13 protein-coding genes and 1 tRNA gene are annotated in these 15,993 nt (G+C 32.9%); 7 read left to right on the plus strand and 7 right to left on the minus strand.

The genetic code is table 11. The features are described from left to right. Window positions 1-68 precede the first annotated feature (68 nt). Window positions 69-1,952 (minus strand): molecular chaperone HtpG, encoded by a 1,884-nt coding sequence (gene htpG / locus RM697_RS11550; RefSeq protein WP_311428052.1) that lies wholly within the window; start codon window positions 1,950-1,952, stop codon window positions 69-71. A 167-nt stretch (window positions 1,953-2,119) separates the two neighbouring features. Further along, the gene (locus tag RM697_RS11555; RefSeq protein WP_311428053.1) at window positions 2,120-4,564 is read right to left on the minus strand and encodes an alpha/beta hydrolase family protein; all 2,445 of its coding nucleotides are present in this window, start codon (window positions 4,562-4,564) and stop codon (window positions 2,120-2,122) included. Window positions 4,565-4,748: 184 nt separating this feature from the next. Between RM697_RS11555 and RM697_RS11560 the strand changes: the two genes are divergently transcribed. From RM697_RS11560 to RM697_RS11575, 4 genes are all read left to right on the plus strand, one after another. Continuing rightward, entirely contained in the window at window positions 4,749-5,753 is a 1,005-nt protein-coding gene (locus tag RM697_RS11560; RefSeq protein ID WP_311428054.1) for a 3-oxoacyl-ACP synthase III family protein, read from the plus strand. A 1-nt stretch (window position 5,754) separates the two neighbouring features. Further along, window positions 5,755-6,480, plus strand: coding sequence for a DUF6090 family protein (locus RM697_RS11565; protein WP_311428055.1), 726 nt, complete (start codon window positions 5,755-5,757; stop codon window positions 6,478-6,480). A 285-nt stretch (window positions 6,481-6,765) separates the two neighbouring features. Beyond that, window positions 6,766-8,076, plus strand: a complete 1,311-nt coding sequence (locus RM697_RS11570; protein ID WP_311428056.1) for a DUF819 family protein — start codon at window positions 6,766-6,768, stop codon at window positions 8,074-8,076. A 53-nt stretch (window positions 8,077-8,129) separates the two neighbouring features. After that, window positions 8,130-8,825 carry a DUF4369 domain-containing protein gene (locus RM697_RS11575; protein ID WP_311428057.1) on the plus strand — a complete coding sequence of 232 codons (696 nt, stop codon included), beginning with the start codon at window positions 8,130-8,132 and terminating at the stop codon, window positions 8,823-8,825. A gap of 42 nt (window positions 8,826-8,867) precedes the next feature. Here RM697_RS11575 and RM697_RS11580 read toward each other — a convergent pair. The 5 genes from RM697_RS11580 to idi form a co-directional block, all read right to left on the minus strand. Next, window positions 8,868-8,941 (minus strand) — tRNA-Thr (locus RM697_RS11580). 57 nt (window positions 8,942-8,998) lie between these two features. Beyond that, window positions 8,999-9,268 (minus strand): hypothetical protein, encoded by a 270-nt coding sequence (locus RM697_RS11585; protein ID WP_311428058.1) that lies wholly within the window; start codon window positions 9,266-9,268, stop codon window positions 8,999-9,001. Between the two features lie 36 nt (window positions 9,269-9,304). Beyond that, window positions 9,305-10,276: a type I phosphomannose isomerase catalytic subunit gene (locus tag RM697_RS11590; RefSeq protein ID WP_311428059.1), complete on the minus strand. Its 972-nt coding sequence runs from the start codon at window positions 10,274-10,276 to the stop codon at window positions 9,305-9,307. Between the two features lies 1 nt (window position 10,277). Beyond that, a complete protein-coding gene (locus RM697_RS11595) occupies window positions 10,278-10,688 on the minus strand; it encodes a 6-pyruvoyl trahydropterin synthase family protein (RefSeq protein ID WP_311428060.1) in 411 nt (136 codons plus the stop codon). Beyond that, on the minus strand, window positions 10,685-11,212 hold the full coding sequence (gene idi, locus RM697_RS11600) for an isopentenyl-diphosphate Delta-isomerase (RefSeq protein WP_311428061.1): 528 nt from the start codon (window positions 11,210-11,212) through the stop codon (window positions 10,685-10,687). The genes RM697_RS11595 and idi overlap by 4 nt, the downstream gene beginning before the upstream one ends. A gap of 104 nt (window positions 11,213-11,316) precedes the next feature. Between idi and RM697_RS11605 the strand changes: the two genes are divergently transcribed. The 3 genes from RM697_RS11605 to RM697_RS11615 form a co-directional block, all read left to right on the plus strand. After that, entirely contained in the window at window positions 11,317-12,912 is a 1,596-nt protein-coding gene (locus tag RM697_RS11605) for a peptide chain release factor 3 (RefSeq protein WP_311428062.1), read from the plus strand. Window positions 12,913-13,009: 97 nt separating this feature from the next. Further along, window positions 13,010-14,938 carry a muramidase family protein gene (locus RM697_RS11610; protein ID WP_311428063.1) on the plus strand — a complete coding sequence of 643 codons (1,929 nt, stop codon included), beginning with the start codon at window positions 13,010-13,012 and terminating at the stop codon, window positions 14,936-14,938. A 227-nt stretch (window positions 14,939-15,165) separates the two neighbouring features. Further along, the coding region (locus tag RM697_RS11615; protein ID WP_311428064.1) for an immunoglobulin domain-containing protein at window positions 15,166-15,993 on the plus strand (828 nt) is incomplete at its 3' end.

The raw sequence follows: 15,993 nt of genomic DNA on the forward strand, positions 1-15,993 counted from the left end.
AAAAAAACCACCTAGAGTCTCTAAGTGGTTTTAAATATATAGGTTATTGAAATTCATCAGCGTATCAACTACTTAATCATATCATAGCTTCGCTTAATAAAGTTAGTAAGTTCTTCACCCTTAAGTAAGCCTTGCGATAAGCGTGCTAAATCTAAACTCTGATTGATTAAACGCTCTTGCTTTTTACGCGTTTTGGTGTTTAAAATATCGCCTACCAATTCAGAATTTGTATTCACTATTAGATTATACATCTCTGGCATATTACCCATACCAAACATGCCTCCTCCTGTGGCTTGCATTTCTTTCATTCTACGCATAAACTCAGGTTGCGTAATCATAAATGGCGCAGCATCACTATCCATAGTTTCTAACTGTACAGAGAATTTTTCAGAAGGAATAACGTCTTTTAGTAATTCGTCCAATTTAGTTTTCTCCTCATCAGATAACTTAGAAATCTTAGAGTCGTCTTTCTTAATTAAATTATCTACATGATCTGCATCAACACGAGCAAAAGAAATCTTCTCTTTGGTGGTTTCTAATTTCTGTAATAAATGTGATACAATCGGAGAATCTAACAATAATACCTCGTAACCTTTTGCTTTAGCGGCTTCAATATAACTATGCTGCTCATCTTTATTTGATGCGTATAAAATAACCAGCTTATCATCCTTATCGGTTTGGTTAGCCTTAATCTTATCATATAATTCTTGATAGGTATAGAAGTTTCCATCTACTGTAGGATACAATGCAAAGGCATCGGCTTTTTCAAAGAATTTTTCTTCTGACAACATGCCGTATTCAATAACGATTTTGATATCATCCCATTTCTTTTCAAAATCTCCTCTGTTATTATTAAATAACGATTTTAATTTATCAGCTACTTTTCTGGTTATGTAAGATGATATTTTCTTTACAGCACCATCAGCTTGTAAATACGAACGTGAAACGTTTAACGGAATATCTGGAGAATCAATAACACCTTTTAACATGGTTAAGAATTCTGGCACAATACCTTCTACATTATCAGTTACAAATACTTGATTTTGGTATAATTGAATACGATCTTTTTGTACATTAAGATCGTTAGTCATTTTTGGAAAATATAGTATACCTGTTAGATTAAACGGATAATCTACATTCAAATGAATATTAAACAAAGGCTCTTCAAACTGCATTGGATACAACTCTCTGTAGAAGTTCTTATAATCATCGTCCTCTAAATCGGTTGGTTGTTTGGTCCAAGCAGGATTAGGATTATTAATGATATTATCTACCTCTTGCGTTGGAGCAGGATCATCCTCCTTTGCATCGTCTGGTTTCGGTAAGGTTTCAGTCTTCATTCCAAATTTAATCGGAATAGGCATAAACTTGTTGTACTTAGTCAGCAGTTCATTGATTCTAGAATCCTCTAAAAACTCGGTTGAATCTTCAGCAATATGAAGAATAATTTCGGTTCCTCGCTCAGTCTTATCGGCTTCCTCTAAGGTAAACTCTGGAGAACCATCACAGGTCCAATGCGCAGCTGGATCATCTTTAAAAGATTTTGTAATTATCTCAACCTTATCGGCAACCATAAATGCCGAATAGAATCCAAGACCAAAGTGTCCAATAATTCCTGCATCTTCAACTTTATCTTTGTACTGGTCTAAAAACTCTTCAGCACCAGAAAAAGCTACTTCATTAATGTACTTTTCTACTTCTTCCTTAGTCATTCCTAAACCTTGATCTATGATATGAAGTTTCTTACCTTCCTTATCAACTTTAATTTCAATTTTAGGGTCTCCATAGTCCACTTTGGCTTCACCAATATTGGTGAGATGCTTCAATTTCATCGTGGCATCTGTAGCATTACTAACCAGCTCACGTAAAAAGATTTCGTGATCACTGTACAAGAACTTTTTAATTAACGGAAAGATATTTTCTACCGATACATTAATACTTCCTTTTGTCATTTTATGTTGTTTTTGTCATTCCTACGCAGGCAGGAATCTAATTAATACAATAATTTATATACTGCATAGACTTAGTCAAATAAAATACCAAGTCTAAAATTGTGACAAGATGACATAAAAAAAGTCGCTCTTTTCAGAACGACTCTTTTATTTATAGTCTCATACATTTAATTCTTTATTTTTTCTTCTCTTTTCTCAATTGTTTCATCATTATTTTTCACATGCTCTTCTAACCATTGATCTTGCTCCCAGAGCATGTGCATAATAGACTCTTTTGCTCTGTAACCATGACTTTCTTTCGGCAACATAACTAAACGTACTGGAGCTCCTAATCCCTTTAAAGCATTAAAATAACGTTCACTTTGTAAAGGATACGTCCCTGAGTTATTATCTGCCACACCATGAATTAACAACAAAGGTGTTTTCATTTTGTCTGCATGCATAAATGGCGACATGTTGTAATATATATCTGGCGCTTCCCAATAGCTTCGTTCTTCGCTTTGAAATCCAAAAGGTGTAAGTGTTCTGTTATAAGCTCCACTTCTAGCAATTCCTGCAGCAAATAAATTGGAATGTGATAATAAATTAGCCGTCATAAATGCACCATAACTGTGACCACCAACAGCAACTTTATTTCGATCTATATAACCCAAATCATCTACGGCATTGATAGCCGCTTTGGCATTACCTACTAATTGTGATCTAAAGGTATCGTTTGGTTCATCTGTTCCTTCACCAACAATAGGAAAAGCAGCATCGTCTAAAACCACATAACCTCTCGTAACCCAATAAATTGGTGAACCATAATAAGGATAAATAAATTCGTTAGGATTTGTTGTACTCTGAGACGCACTAGATTTGTCTTTAAACTCTCTTGGATAAGCCCAAAGCACCATTGGATATTTTTTACCTTTCTCGAAATTTAGTGGTAAATACAGCGTACCTTCTAAGTCTAATCCATCATCTCTTTTATAACTAATGACGCGTTTATCTACATCTTCAATACTTTTAAACGGATTTTCAAAAGCAGTTATAGCCTCTAAATCGTCCTTTTTATTAATGTTTCTTATGTAGTAATTAGGATACTCTGTCTGCGACTCTATTCGCACTAAAATTTTACCTTTCTTAAGATCTAAAGCCGAGTTTAAACGTTCTAACTTATCTGTATATTCAGATTGGTAAAGCCTATTGGTTTTGGTCGTTTTCATATTAAACTCATCAATAAATGGAAACTGACCTTCTTTAGTATAGCCATCTCCCATTAGATAGAGCTTAGAACCATCTATTTCTAGTGTGTTACGACCATATTCATTTTTTGAGGTTACAAAGTTTCCTGGATCACTATAGACGTCTTGGTAATTTCGATCTCCAATAAGTTTTGGTTTTTGGTTGGCATCCGATGGATTAAACATATAGGTTTTAAGGTTTCTTGTATTCCACCAATAATCATAAGCAATAGCAGTATTATCATTTCCCCATTCTACACCTCCAAATCGTTGCATTGTTTTAAGCATGAGACGAGGTTTTCCTTTAAAAGGTGCATTTACCTCGTAAAGTGCATCTCTAAATTCAACCTCTTGTGCAGGATCTCCTTGATCTAAAGCTTCTGTCCAAACTAGTGTAGATGGTTTATCTCCTCGCCATTGCATACTACGTTTTCCCATTCTGGTAGACATAAAACCTTTTGGTCTTACTTCGTCCAAAGGCACTTCGTTAACCATGGTTATTAAATTTCCACTCGCATTATAAATATGACTTTCACTAGGAAAACGTCTATAGGTTACTAAGTAAGAAAATGGTCTTTTAATAGTGGTAATCATAACGTATTCGCCATCTGGAGAAAAACTTACACCATTGTACATATTCGCTGGAAGAAAATTTTCCATAACACCATCAATAGATACTTTTTTGAGTTCTGAACGTGCTAATTGCTCAAAGTTAAACTCATCATTTGGTGTTTTTAATAAATCTTGATAGGTTCTATTTTGTGCTTTGGTTCCATCACTCACAGAAACTGTAGGTCCTGTTGGTACAGCAACACTCGTATTTATTAAAGGTTTTCTATCCGAAGGAAGAACCTTAACTAGTAAATTTTTATTGTCTTTAAACCAACGAATGGTGCTGCCCATATTAGCATTAATATTAGCCTCAGTAATTTTCTTAACAGAAGCTTTATTAATATCTAAAACCCAAACTTCAACACCTTTTCTTGTAGTATTTAAACAGGCTATCATTGACTCATCCGGAGACCAACTAAATCCGGATAATCTTGGATTGTCTGGTAATCCAGAAACCTGTTTTGCCTCGGTTTCACTTACCTTTTTTACCTTTAGGTTAGTGTAAAAGGTGGTTCTACTACCAATATTAGTAACCGGATTAATACGAAGACCTGCCAAACGTAATTCGGTTTCAGATAGCTCTGCAATAGATTTGTATTGGTTTCTGTAAAATAAAACCATATTCTCAGCTTTACTATCTATTTGTACGCCAGGAGCAAGGTTAACATCTGCTAAATCGAGTATTTCTTTTGGAGGTGTTTGATAGGTTAAGTTATCTTGAGCATATCCAAAACAGATAAAAAAGATAAGCATAAACTTAAGTGTAGTTTTCATGATGAAGAATGATTAAATTAGTGGACATGAAGATACTTAATTTACAAGGTTTTTAGTTTAATATGCTGTTAAAATTAGAGCAAAAAGCCTTGTAATACTATGCATGCATAGTTTTTAAAATAGCTTATCAAATACCTTTAACGACTATTTACTTAAATTGCAAGACTGAATAAAAACTAATTATATGTACAATTCTAAAATCACTGGACTCGGAAAATATGTCCCTGAAAATGTAGTAACCAATAATGATTTAAAACAATGGATGGATACCAGTGACGAATGGATCCAAGAACGCACAGGAATTAAAGAACGTCGATGGATTAAAGAAGGTACAGAAGACACCTCTGCTGTTATGGGCGCAAAAGCATCTAAAATGGCTATAGAACGCTCTGGTTTAGATAAGGATGACATTGATTTTATTGTGTTTGCAACCATGACACCAGATTACTATTTTCCTGGATGTGGTGTGCAATTACAAGACATGCTCAACATGCCAAACGTTGGAGCTATAGATATTAGAAATCAGTGTTCTGGGTTTGTATATGCAATTTCGGTTGCCGACCAATTTATAAAAACAGGAATGTACAAGAACATTCTTGTTGTTGGTGCAGAATACCATTCTAATGGTTTGGATAAAACAACACGTGGTCGTGGTGTCACAGTAATTTTTGGCGATGGTGCTGGTGCTTGTGTCTTATCTAGAGAAGAAGATACCACTAAAGGAATTTTATCTTCACACTTACATAGTGAAGGCAAATATGCCGACAAATTAATTGTAGAATCACCAAGTATTAGGCATTGGGTTCCTGAAATCTTAGAAGGTGGCGAAGAGGATTTATCCTATTTCCCGTATATGGATGGCACTTTTGTATTTAAACATGCTGTAGTACGCTTTAGTGAAGTCATTATGGAAGGCTTAATGGCTAACGGTTTACAAAAAGAGGATATCGATGTGCTTATACCACATCAAGCCAATTTAAGAATTGCGCAGTTTATACAAAAGAAATTTGGTTTACGTGATGACCAAGTCTTTAACAACATTATGAAATATGGTAACACTACTGCTGCCTCAGTGATTATTGCTTTGACTGAAGCTTGGGAAGAAGGTAAAGTAAAGGAAGGAGACACTGTTGTGCTCGCCGCTTTTGGTAGTGGCTTTACTTGGGGAAGTGCGATTATTAGGTGGTAGAATGATAAAATTCTTTAGAAAAATTAGACAAAAAATGCTGACTGAAAATAAATTCAGTAAGTACCTGATTTATGCAATTGGAGAAATTATTCTTGTCGTTTTAGGAATCTTGATTGCACTTCAGATTAATAATTGGAATGAAAACAATAAAAAGAGAAAATCTATCGAGCAATCCTTAATAGAAATTCGAGACAATTTGAGAACGGATAATCTCGAAACACCTAAAATTATCGATAGAGCTGAAAACGAAATAAAAATTCAAGAAGAATTAATAGAAACTCTGGAAAAAAAAGTAGTATTAGATTCTACTCACAATTACAAAATTGGTAAATGCAATACGCTTAATGGTATATCAATTACTGTAACTGGATATGAAAAAATTAAAGAAATTGGATTGGGTAACTTGAAAAATAAAGAATTGGAAACTGAGCTTATTTTCTATTACGAAAAGCTTAAGAAGAGATTTGAACAGCAACAAGTTTATGACCGAAATAGCTTAACAAATATGTGGTTCCCATATATACAAGCTAATTTTAAGGACTTCAGCTATCGAAATTATGCTATTCCAAATAGTTATGAAGCCTTGAGTAGAGATAGCGAATTCTTGGTTTTGTTGAAAATAAATCTAGATACAAGGATACCAACTTTAAACAGTTTGATGGATTTACATAATTCGTCAAAAAAGTTAATTGAATTAATAGATAGTGAGCTTAAAATTAAAAAATAACGAAAGCACAACAACTTTTATAATTCATTGCTCATTGTAAAAAATAGAAAAGCCCAGATAAAAAATCTGGGCTTTTCTCGCTATTAACCAACTTTAACTAACACTAAACTATTAAAACATGAAGTGGTTTTAACCAGTTTTTGTTTATTTAAGCTTATCACACTTATTAGACGTAATAACTTTAGTTTTATTTCATTTCTTAACATTTTTAACTATCAATTAACACTTTAGTATACCTCTACAGACTCTAATTTAATTTGTATTTTGCTACTCTAAACTAACTATATGGATACGCAACCGCTTTTTACAGATGATACAATTGTTTTCGGACTCCTAATGCTCGCCTTAGGATTTGTATTTTATACAGAATCACTTAAAGGAGGATTTTGGGAAAAATTTTATAAAATAGTTCCTGGCCTTTTTATGGCGTATATGATTCCTGCATTATTTACAACTCTTGGTCTAATTGCTCCTGAATGGACTACAACTAATGATGCTGGAGAAACCATTGAGCACAGTACGAGCTTATACTACGTTTCTAGTCGTTATTTATTACCAGCTGCCTTAGTTTTAATGACATTAAGTATTGATTTAAAAGGCATATTTAACTTAGGTTGGAAAGCACTAGTTATGTTTTTTACTGGAACTATAGGAATTGTTATTGGTGGACCTATTGCAATACTACTAATCTCGCTTTTCTCTCCCGAAACTGTTGGTGGTGCAGATTTTGATGCCGTTTGGAGAGGTTTATCTACACTTGCAGGAAGCTGGATTGGTGGTGGTGCCAACCAAACAGCTATGTTAGAAATTTATCAATACAATCCCTCTAAATATGGAGCCATGGTATTTGTAGATATCGTTGTAGCCAATATTTGGATGGCCATTATTTTAATCGGTATTGGTAAGCGTAATGCTATAAATAAATGGCTTAAAGCAGATACGTCCTCAATAGAAGACCTTAAAGAAAAGGTAATACAGTTTTCTGAAAAAGTTAAGCGAAATCCATCACTTTCAGAAATTATGATTATTGGAGCTATTGCCTTTGGAGCGGTAAGTTTTTCGCATTTTGCCTCTAACTTTTTAGCACCTTATTTTGATACTATAGTTGCTAAAATTGAAAAAGATACAGTCAGAAATATTTTCACCTTCCTTGGGTCTAAATTTTTCTGGATGATAAGTATTTCAACTCTAATTGCCATTCTACTATCATATACAAAAGCTAAGAATTATGAAGGTGCAGGTGCAAGTAAATTTGGAAGTGTTTTTATTTATATTCTAGTCGCATCAATTGGTATGAAAATGGACTTGACTCTTATCTTTGAAAATAGTGGTTTAATTGTAATTGGAGTAGTTTGGATGACAATACATGCATTACTTCTCATTGTTGTAGCTAAACTCATTAAAGCTCCTTACTTTTTCTTAGCAGTTGGCAGTCAGGCTAATGTTGGAGGTGCTGCTTCTGCACCAATTGTAGCTTCAGCATTTCATCCATCGTTAGCTACAGTTGGTGTTCTTTTAGCTGTATTTGGTTATGCTATTGGAACTATTGCAGCTATTGGATGTACTATTTTAATGCAAATTGCTTCTGGAGGTTAGTATTCCTAGAATAGTTTTTAGATATTTGCCTTCAAATTTTAAGACAAAATTTCATGAAGAAATTATTGGTATTAGCTTTAGTAATATGTTGCCTTAGTTGTCAGAAAGAAACTGTTGCAGACTTTACCCTGAACGGAACTGTTAAAGGTTTAAAGAAAGGAACCTTATACCTTCAAAAATTTAAAGATTCTGTCTACGTAACTCTTGACTCTGCAAGTCTTAATGGAAATTCCAATTTCACCTTAAAATCTGAATTATCTCAACCAGAAGTTTTATTCTTAAAACTTGATAAAAACAGTAAAGAAGAAAATGTGATTCCGTTCTTTGCCAATAAAGGTATAACCCAAATAAACACCTCTTTAAAGAACTTTAACTTCGATGCTGAAATCATTGGATCCAAGCAACAAAAATTACTAGATGAGTATTTAAAAGTGATGAATCGCTATAACAATCAGAATCTAGATATTATTGAAGCTAGTTTTTTAGCTCAAAAAAATAAAGATAGCGTGGCATTAGATTCGCTCACAAAGCAATCTACCAAACTGATTAAAAAGAAATATAGCTATACGATACAGTTTGCCATAAATAATAATGATAGTGAAATTGCACCTTACTTAGCACTTTATGAAATCCCAGATGCTAATCCTGTATTTATAGATTCTATCTACAAAGGCTTATCTGAAAATGTAAAGAACTCATTATACGGAATAGAGCTGAACACGTTTATTTCTGAATTAAATGAGGAATAAAAAAACTCTCACACTAAAATAGCATGAGAGGTAATTTTGAAGAGCCGATGGAGGGACTCGAACCCACGACCTGCTGATTACAAATCAGCTGCTCTAGCCAGCTGAGCTACATCGGCAAAAAAGCGCTGCAAATATAATTTTGAAAATTAAAATTGCAAACTTTTAATCGGTTTTTAGCTTAAAGCATTAATCTTGTCGATTAAGCCTCTACCTCGATCTTCTAATTCTGTATTAACAGCCTTTAAATGTGCTTTACGGTTTTCTACTTTTCTATCATTGACCTTAGCAATAAGATCGTCAAACGTATTAATGGCATCGTCTATTATAGCTTCACTTTTTTTAGTGTCTTTATCAGGGTTTTGAAGTTCCCAAACATAGACAGCTTCTATAATATCTCCTAAAACATAATTAATATCCTTTTTTAAATCTCTAATATTTCCCATAATCTCAATTATTTGTTAGTTAAAAATAAACATTTATTACACATAAACCTCTAAGAGTTTAGCGCCTTTTGAAACAATATTAAAATCTTTAACAGAAGCTGGTATCAATACTGTTTCTCCTTTAGTTAATATCTCAGTAACAGTATTAGTTTCAATCTTTACTTCGCCATCAACACACATATAAATAAATAATGAATCCTTATCGTTTATTTTGTTTATAGTGCCTTCTATTGGTAAAAGACTTGTTTTAAAGTAAGGACAATCAACCATTATATTAGACCTGTTAACACTAGACTTGTAATTAACCTTATAATCATTAGCCATGTTAAAATCAATGGCATCTATAGCTAAATCATTGTGCAATTCGCGTTCATTACCGTGAGCATCCACACGATCCCAATCGTAAACACGATAGGTTATATCACTTGTCTGCTGAATTTCAGCAAGCATCACACCTGCTCCAATGGCATGTACACGTCCAACTTCGATGAAATAAGTATCGCCTTCCTTAACCTTATCAAAATTCAATATTTCAGTCAAGGTCTTTTCTTCTAAATGTTTTAAATACTCTTGAGGCGTTATCTTTTTGTTAAAACCAACAATAAGATTGGCATCTTCATCTGCTTGCATTACATACCACATTTCAGTTTTACCAAAAGAATTGTGTCGTTTTGCAGCTAACTCATCGTTTGGATGCAACTGAATGGATAAATCTTGTTTTGCATCAATAAATTTAATGAGCAAAGGAAATTTATCTCCAAATACCTCGTAATTTTTATCTCCTACCAATGCATGTTGATATTTAGATAAAAGTGATTTTAACGATTCACCTTTTAATCTGCCGTTTGCAACAATTGATGTATCGCCTTCTACATCACTAATTTCCCAACTCTCTCCTATATTTTGCTGATTGGATGGTTTATTCAGTTGTTTTGCTAACTTATTTCCTCCCCAAATTTTCTCTTTCAAAATTGGGTAAAACTTTAGTGGATATAATTCTGAATTCATATTAGTTCCCTGAATATGTTACAAAATTCCTTGGCGTTTCGTAAAGCGTTATCTCTAAATCCAAACTAGTATCTAACTTTGGTTTTATTTTATTGTAAATCACCACAGCAATGTTCTCTGCAGTTGGATTAAGGTTTTTAAAATCTTCAACCTCTACGTTAAGATTTTTATGATCAAAAGCATCTTCTACTTCAGATTTAATAATGTCTTTCAACACTTTCATATCAATGACATAACCCGTTTCAGGATCAATTGCACCTGTAACACTAACAATAAGCTCATAATTATGGCCATGGAAGTTTGGATTATTACATTTTCCAAATATAGATTCGTTTTTTTCAAAACTCCAATCTTTACGATATAACCTATGCGCTGCATTAAAATGTGCTTTTCTGTGGACGGTTACTCTCATCTGTTATTTACATTTATAAATTCGTAAAAACGATCAAATATTATTTTAAACCAAGCAGTATATTCACTTGGATTTAAGGTTATATCTTTCCTTACATCTTCTAATTTCATCCATTTCCAATCGGCAACTTCGTTAGGATTTATGACAGGGTTATCTTCAAAATAACCTGTCATTACATGATCGTATTCGTGCTCGGTTAATCCATTATCAAAAGGTGCTTTGTAAATAAAGGATGTAGCTTCTTCTAATTCTGTTACAAAGCCCATTTCTTCATGTAAACGTCGTTTCCCTGCTTCAATATTAGTTTCTCCATCGCGTTGATGACTACAACAAGTATTAGTCCAAAGTCCTGGAGAATGATACTTGTGTAATGCTCGCTGCTGAAGCATTAATTCATTTTTACTATTAAAAATAAAAACAGAAAAAGCACGATGTAAAAGCGCTTTTTCATGGGCTTCTAATTTTGGCATTAAACCTACTTTTTCGTCGTGTTCATTAACAAGGATAACATGTTCTTCATTCATAGATTGCAAAAATACCAACTAATCCAATAAAAACTTATAAGGATTTACTAAAATAAAGAAAATGACCAGTAGAATATTATCTTTGCAACCGATTTTAAGATGATATGAGTTTTCAAAAAGAAATAGACAGACGACGAACCTTCGGAATTATTTCGCATCCAGATGCTGGTAAAACTACATTAACTGAAAAGTTATTGCTTTTTGGTGGTGCTATACAAGAAGCTGGTGCTGTAAAAAGTAATAAGATAAAAAAAGGCGCTACTAGTGACTTTATGGAAATAGAGCGTCAACGTGGAATTTCTGTTGCTACCTCTGTTTTAGCTTTTGAATATAATGGTATAAAGATAAATATTTTAGATACACCTGGTCACAAAGATTTTGCTGAAGATACGTTTAGAACCCTTACTGCAGTTGATAGTGTTATTGTAGTTATTGATGTTGCAAAAGGTGTTGAAGAGCAGACTGAAAAACTAGTTGAAGTCTGTAGAATGCGTAATATTCCTATGATTGTTTTTATCAATAAAATGGATAGAGAAGGAAAAGACGCTTTTGATTTATTAGATGAAATTGAACAAAAACTTGGTCTTAAAGTAACGCCACTTAGTTTCCCTATTGGAATGGGTTACGATTTTAAAGGTATATATAATATTTGGGAAAAGAACATTAATTTATTTAGTGGAGATAGTAGAAAAGACATAGAAGAAACTATCGAAATTAATGACCTTGCATCTACTGAATTAGATAAACTTGTAGGCGATAATGCAGCTCAGACTTTAAGAGATGAGATTGAGCTAGTTGAAGGTATTTATCCAGAATTTGATAAAGAAACATATTTAAATGGCGATTTACAACCTGTATTTTTTGGATCTGCCTTAAATAACTTTGGTGTTAGAGAATTATTAGATTGTTTTGTGGAGATTGCTCCAAAGCCAAGACCAAAAAACAGTGAAGAACGATTGGTAAAACCCAATGAAGATAAATTCTCAGGATTTGTATTTAAGATTCATGCTAATATGGATCCTAATCATAGAAACCGTTTAGCTTTTATAAAAATAGTTTCTGGTGAGTTTAAACGGAACACGCCTTATCTGCATGTAAGACATAATAAGAAACTAAAATTCTCAAGTCCTAATGCCTTTTTTGCCGAACGAAAAGAAATTGTAGATATTTCTTATCCTGGAGATATTGTTGGATTACAAGATACAGGAAATTTTAAAATTGGTGATACCTTAACCGAAGGTGAAGTACTAAACTACAAAGGCATTCCTAGTTTTTCACCTGAGCATTTTAGGTATATCAATAATGCAGATCCTATGAAAGCAAAGCAGCTTTATAAAGGTATAGATCAATTAATGGATGAAGGAGTAGCACAATTGTTTACTCTTGAACTCAATGGAAGAAAAGTGATTGGTACAGTTGGCGCACTTCAGTATGAAGTGATTCAATACAGATTAGAGCACGAATATGGCGCAAAATGTACTTACGAAAACCTTAATGTTCATAAAGCGTGTTGGGTAGATCCTGAAGATGAGAAAAGCGAGGAGTTTAAAGAATTTGTTAGAGTGAAACAACGCTATTTAGCCAAGGATAAACAAGGGCAATTGGTCTTTTTATCTGATTCAGCATTTTCTATTCAGATGACACAACAGAAATATCCTAACATTAAATTGCATTTCACTTCTGAATTTGAGTTATGTTGATAAACTATGAATAATTTGAAAAAAGGCGATTTACATTACCATTAGAATGTAATATTTTTACATAAGTAAATCCTTAACCCTCTCAATTATTCTGCGAATGAGCACTTTTTTTAAAATTGCTTTAGTGCTTTTTTTTTCTGGGCTATATACTTATGGTCAAAACAACACTATTGAGCATCTCATAAAAAAAGGTGAGAATGTTTATAGAATTTCTCTAAAATACAATGTAACTATAGATGCGATATATCAATTAAATCCTGAGTCTAAAGAGGTTATTAGAACAGGAGAAATTCTTTTAATTCCTAAATTCAGCAATTCAAGTTCGTTAGACATATCTGATGAATATAGCAACTACATAGTTTCAAAAGGAGAAACAAAATATGGTATCTCAAAATCCTTCGGCATAAGTATTACTGCTCTCGAAGAATTGAATCCATTTATACGCAATGGACTCCAAGCTGGTCATAACCTTAGGGTTCCTTCAAACGGAATTACAAATACTATTTCTGAGACAAATGGGACTCATGTCGTAGCAAAAGGTGAAACGCTGTGGAGAATTTCGCAAAACTATAATATGCCCATAGAAGAACTGAGACAGTTAAACAAAGGCCGCCTAAATGGTAATCTTATAGAAATTGGACAAATACTTATTGTCTCCGATAATAAAAACACTATAACACCAAAAACCTATCTAGTTAAAAAAGGAGATACTAAATTTAAACTATCAAAACAATTTGATCTTTCTATCACTGAATTAGAAACTCTTAATCCTCAAATAAAGGACGTATTGAGAACTGGCACTTTAATTACCTTAAAAAAATCAGAAGAAAATACGAATAAAAACAATGATACAACGATAACTATTTCAGAGAAACCTCCTAATACAATTACTGAATCTGAAGAATTATATGTTATTAAACCAAAAGAAACTCTTTACAGTATTGCCAAGAAAGCTGGTATAACAACTGCTCAACTTATAGCATTAAATCCAAAACTTGAGACGTCGGTTATGGCTGGAGACACTATTAGATTAAGCAGTACATCCGGGCAAAATATCACTAATAAAACTGTAAAAACAACTCCTTTTAAAACAGACATATTTTGGATTGAACATTCTACAGAAAACACGACAGATATAACCAACAAAGCCGACGACTATTTAAAGGGAATTAATGATGCTATAGCTTCTGCTAAAACGAATCATCCTAACATGATTCCAAATTTAATACGCCTAAAACAAGCTGATAGCCTTCAATTTGAGGAGACTAACGACAACTCCATTCGCTATAAAATAAAACCAATACCCAATTTTAATTACAACAATGACATTAGTAAACTAGGTACTTTTATTATTACTAAAGTAGATAGTAACACTAGTAAAACAATTATTGTAAAGACCTTACCTACTTATGAGGAAATGCAAGAGAAAATGATTAACTATTTAAAAAATGAAAATGGTAAAGTTATTTGTCTCTACGATAGAAATCACTCAGTAAATATAAAATCCTTTAAAGAACAAATTAGTGAGGTAGAACTTATAAAATTAAGCAGAAATGGAAGCTTTAAGACAAAAGATCTCAAAGAAAATTTAGATTCTACGCAAAAAAATTATGTCATAATAGAAAGTTCTAGAGTTGGTGTCTTTTTAAGTGTAACAAGTCTTCTGTTAAAAGAGTCATCTAAATACGATATCCAATTAGTAGTTTTAAATGCTCAAAATATACCTGATAATACGAAGGTATCATACAATCGTTTCAAAATATTGAATCTCATGTATCCTAAGCCATATAACCCTAATTATTTAAAAGAAACGTCTGAAAGTTACAAAATGGGATACCTATTAAGCTCTGACATATTAAATAGGTTAAAATTAGATGGTGTCAACACATTTAAAAATAAAAAATCCACTTCATTTCTTGGAACAATTTTCAGCTATAAATTCAACAATGATATGGCTCAAAATAAAGCCGTATCTATTTATATGTTTAATGATAATTCTGATGCTTATCTCATTGGCACTTATTAGATAAACAACTTTTTTCTTAGATAAAACAATTCATAAATGAAGAATTAAGGTATCTTATCCAAAAAAATAACCTTTTATCGTAACTTTATATTTCATACCTTTGGTATAAAGCCATTAATTAAATCATCTAACACCTATGAAATTCCGCTTATTGATGTTATGAAATATTTATAAATTCAATCACTATGTATTTCTGATTACATAAGCCTCTTCATAGTAAAACTAAAATGAAAAGTCCCAAATCAATACTATTCATAATTACTACAAGTTTTTTATTGTGTTTTAAAAGTTTTGCACAATGTCCTTCAGTTGCTGATACAGTTCAGACATTTTGTGATTTAGATTCATTATTGATATCTGATTTACAAGCTACAGATGAAGGTGCAGGCGTTGCATGGTTTGAAACACCATCGAGCACAGTCCCGCTCAATGGTTCAGAATCTTTAATTAATGGACAAACATATTACTTAGACAATGCTGCAGGAACCTGTGGAACAAGAGAAGCAGTATTGGTCAATATTCTTGGTCCTCCCACAGGTTTAAACTTTCAAGGAGTTTGTGTCGAAAACGCCTTAGAAGCCACATTAGAAGATTTAGAAGCATTTGGTAATGATGTTCAATGGTATTTAACACCTTCTGGCGGAACAGCACTAAATATAACTACTGTACTAACAGATAATACGATTTATTATGCAGATCAATCAAGTCCTTTTACTGGATGCCGAACATCAAGACTATCTGTTTTTGTTAATGTAGGCATTGTTGATGTGCCAATAGGAGATAGTCTACAAGAATTTTGTGTCATAGATGGTAATACACCTACTGTAGGTGATTTGGTTGCTAGCGGAATAAATAATTGGTACTTATCTTTTTCGTCTGCATCTCCTCTGGATTTAAGTACTCCTCTTATTGATGGTCAAACCTATTTTGCTACTTCATTAGATCCTCCATGCGAAAGCGATAATAGATTGGCAGTAACAGTTAACTTAATACAACAAGTTAATCCTGGTGAAGATGGTACAATTGATCTCTGTCAAGATGATACAGCTTCTGTT

The sequence above is a fragment of the Microcosmobacter mediterraneus genome (assembly GCF_031846265.1).
GTDB classification, from domain to species: Bacteria; Bacteroidota; Bacteroidia; order Flavobacteriales; family Flavobacteriaceae; genus Microcosmobacter; species Microcosmobacter mediterraneus.

What these genes read in the sequence shown, in the direction of transcription:
- htpG (WP_311428052.1), bottom strand. Translation starts at nt 1,952, where the DNA reads ATGACAAAAGGAAGTATTAATGTATCGGTAGAAAATATCTTTCCGTTA.
- RM697_RS11555 (WP_311428053.1), bottom strand. Translation starts at nt 4,564, where the DNA reads ATGAAAACTACACTTAAGTTTATGCTTATCTTTTTTATCTGTTTTGGA.
- RM697_RS11560 (WP_311428054.1), top strand. Translation starts at nt 4,749, where the DNA reads ATGTACAATTCTAAAATCACTGGACTCGGAAAATATGTCCCTGAAAAT.
- RM697_RS11565 (WP_311428055.1), top strand. Translation starts at nt 5,755, where the DNA reads ATGATAAAATTCTTTAGAAAAATTAGACAAAAAATGCTGACTGAAAAT.
- RM697_RS11570 (WP_311428056.1), top strand. Translation starts at nt 6,766, where the DNA reads ATGGATACGCAACCGCTTTTTACAGATGATACAATTGTTTTCGGACTC.
- RM697_RS11575 (WP_311428057.1), top strand. Translation starts at nt 8,130, where the DNA reads ATGAAGAAATTATTGGTATTAGCTTTAGTAATATGTTGCCTTAGTTGT.
- RM697_RS11585 (WP_311428058.1), bottom strand. Translation starts at nt 9,268, where the DNA reads ATGGGAAATATTAGAGATTTAAAAAAGGATATTAATTATGTTTTAGGA.
- RM697_RS11590 (WP_311428059.1), bottom strand. Translation starts at nt 10,276, where the DNA reads ATGAATTCAGAATTATATCCACTAAAGTTTTACCCAATTTTGAAAGAG.
- RM697_RS11595 (WP_311428060.1), bottom strand. Translation starts at nt 10,688, where the DNA reads ATGAGAGTAACCGTCCACAGAAAAGCACATTTTAATGCAGCGCATAGG.
- idi (WP_311428061.1), bottom strand. Translation starts at nt 11,212, where the DNA reads ATGAATGAAGAACATGTTATCCTTGTTAATGAACACGACGAAAAAGTA.
- RM697_RS11605 (WP_311428062.1), top strand. Translation starts at nt 11,317, where the DNA reads ATGAGTTTTCAAAAAGAAATAGACAGACGACGAACCTTCGGAATTATT.
- RM697_RS11610 (WP_311428063.1), top strand. Translation starts at nt 13,010, where the DNA reads ATGAGCACTTTTTTTAAAATTGCTTTAGTGCTTTTTTTTTCTGGGCTA.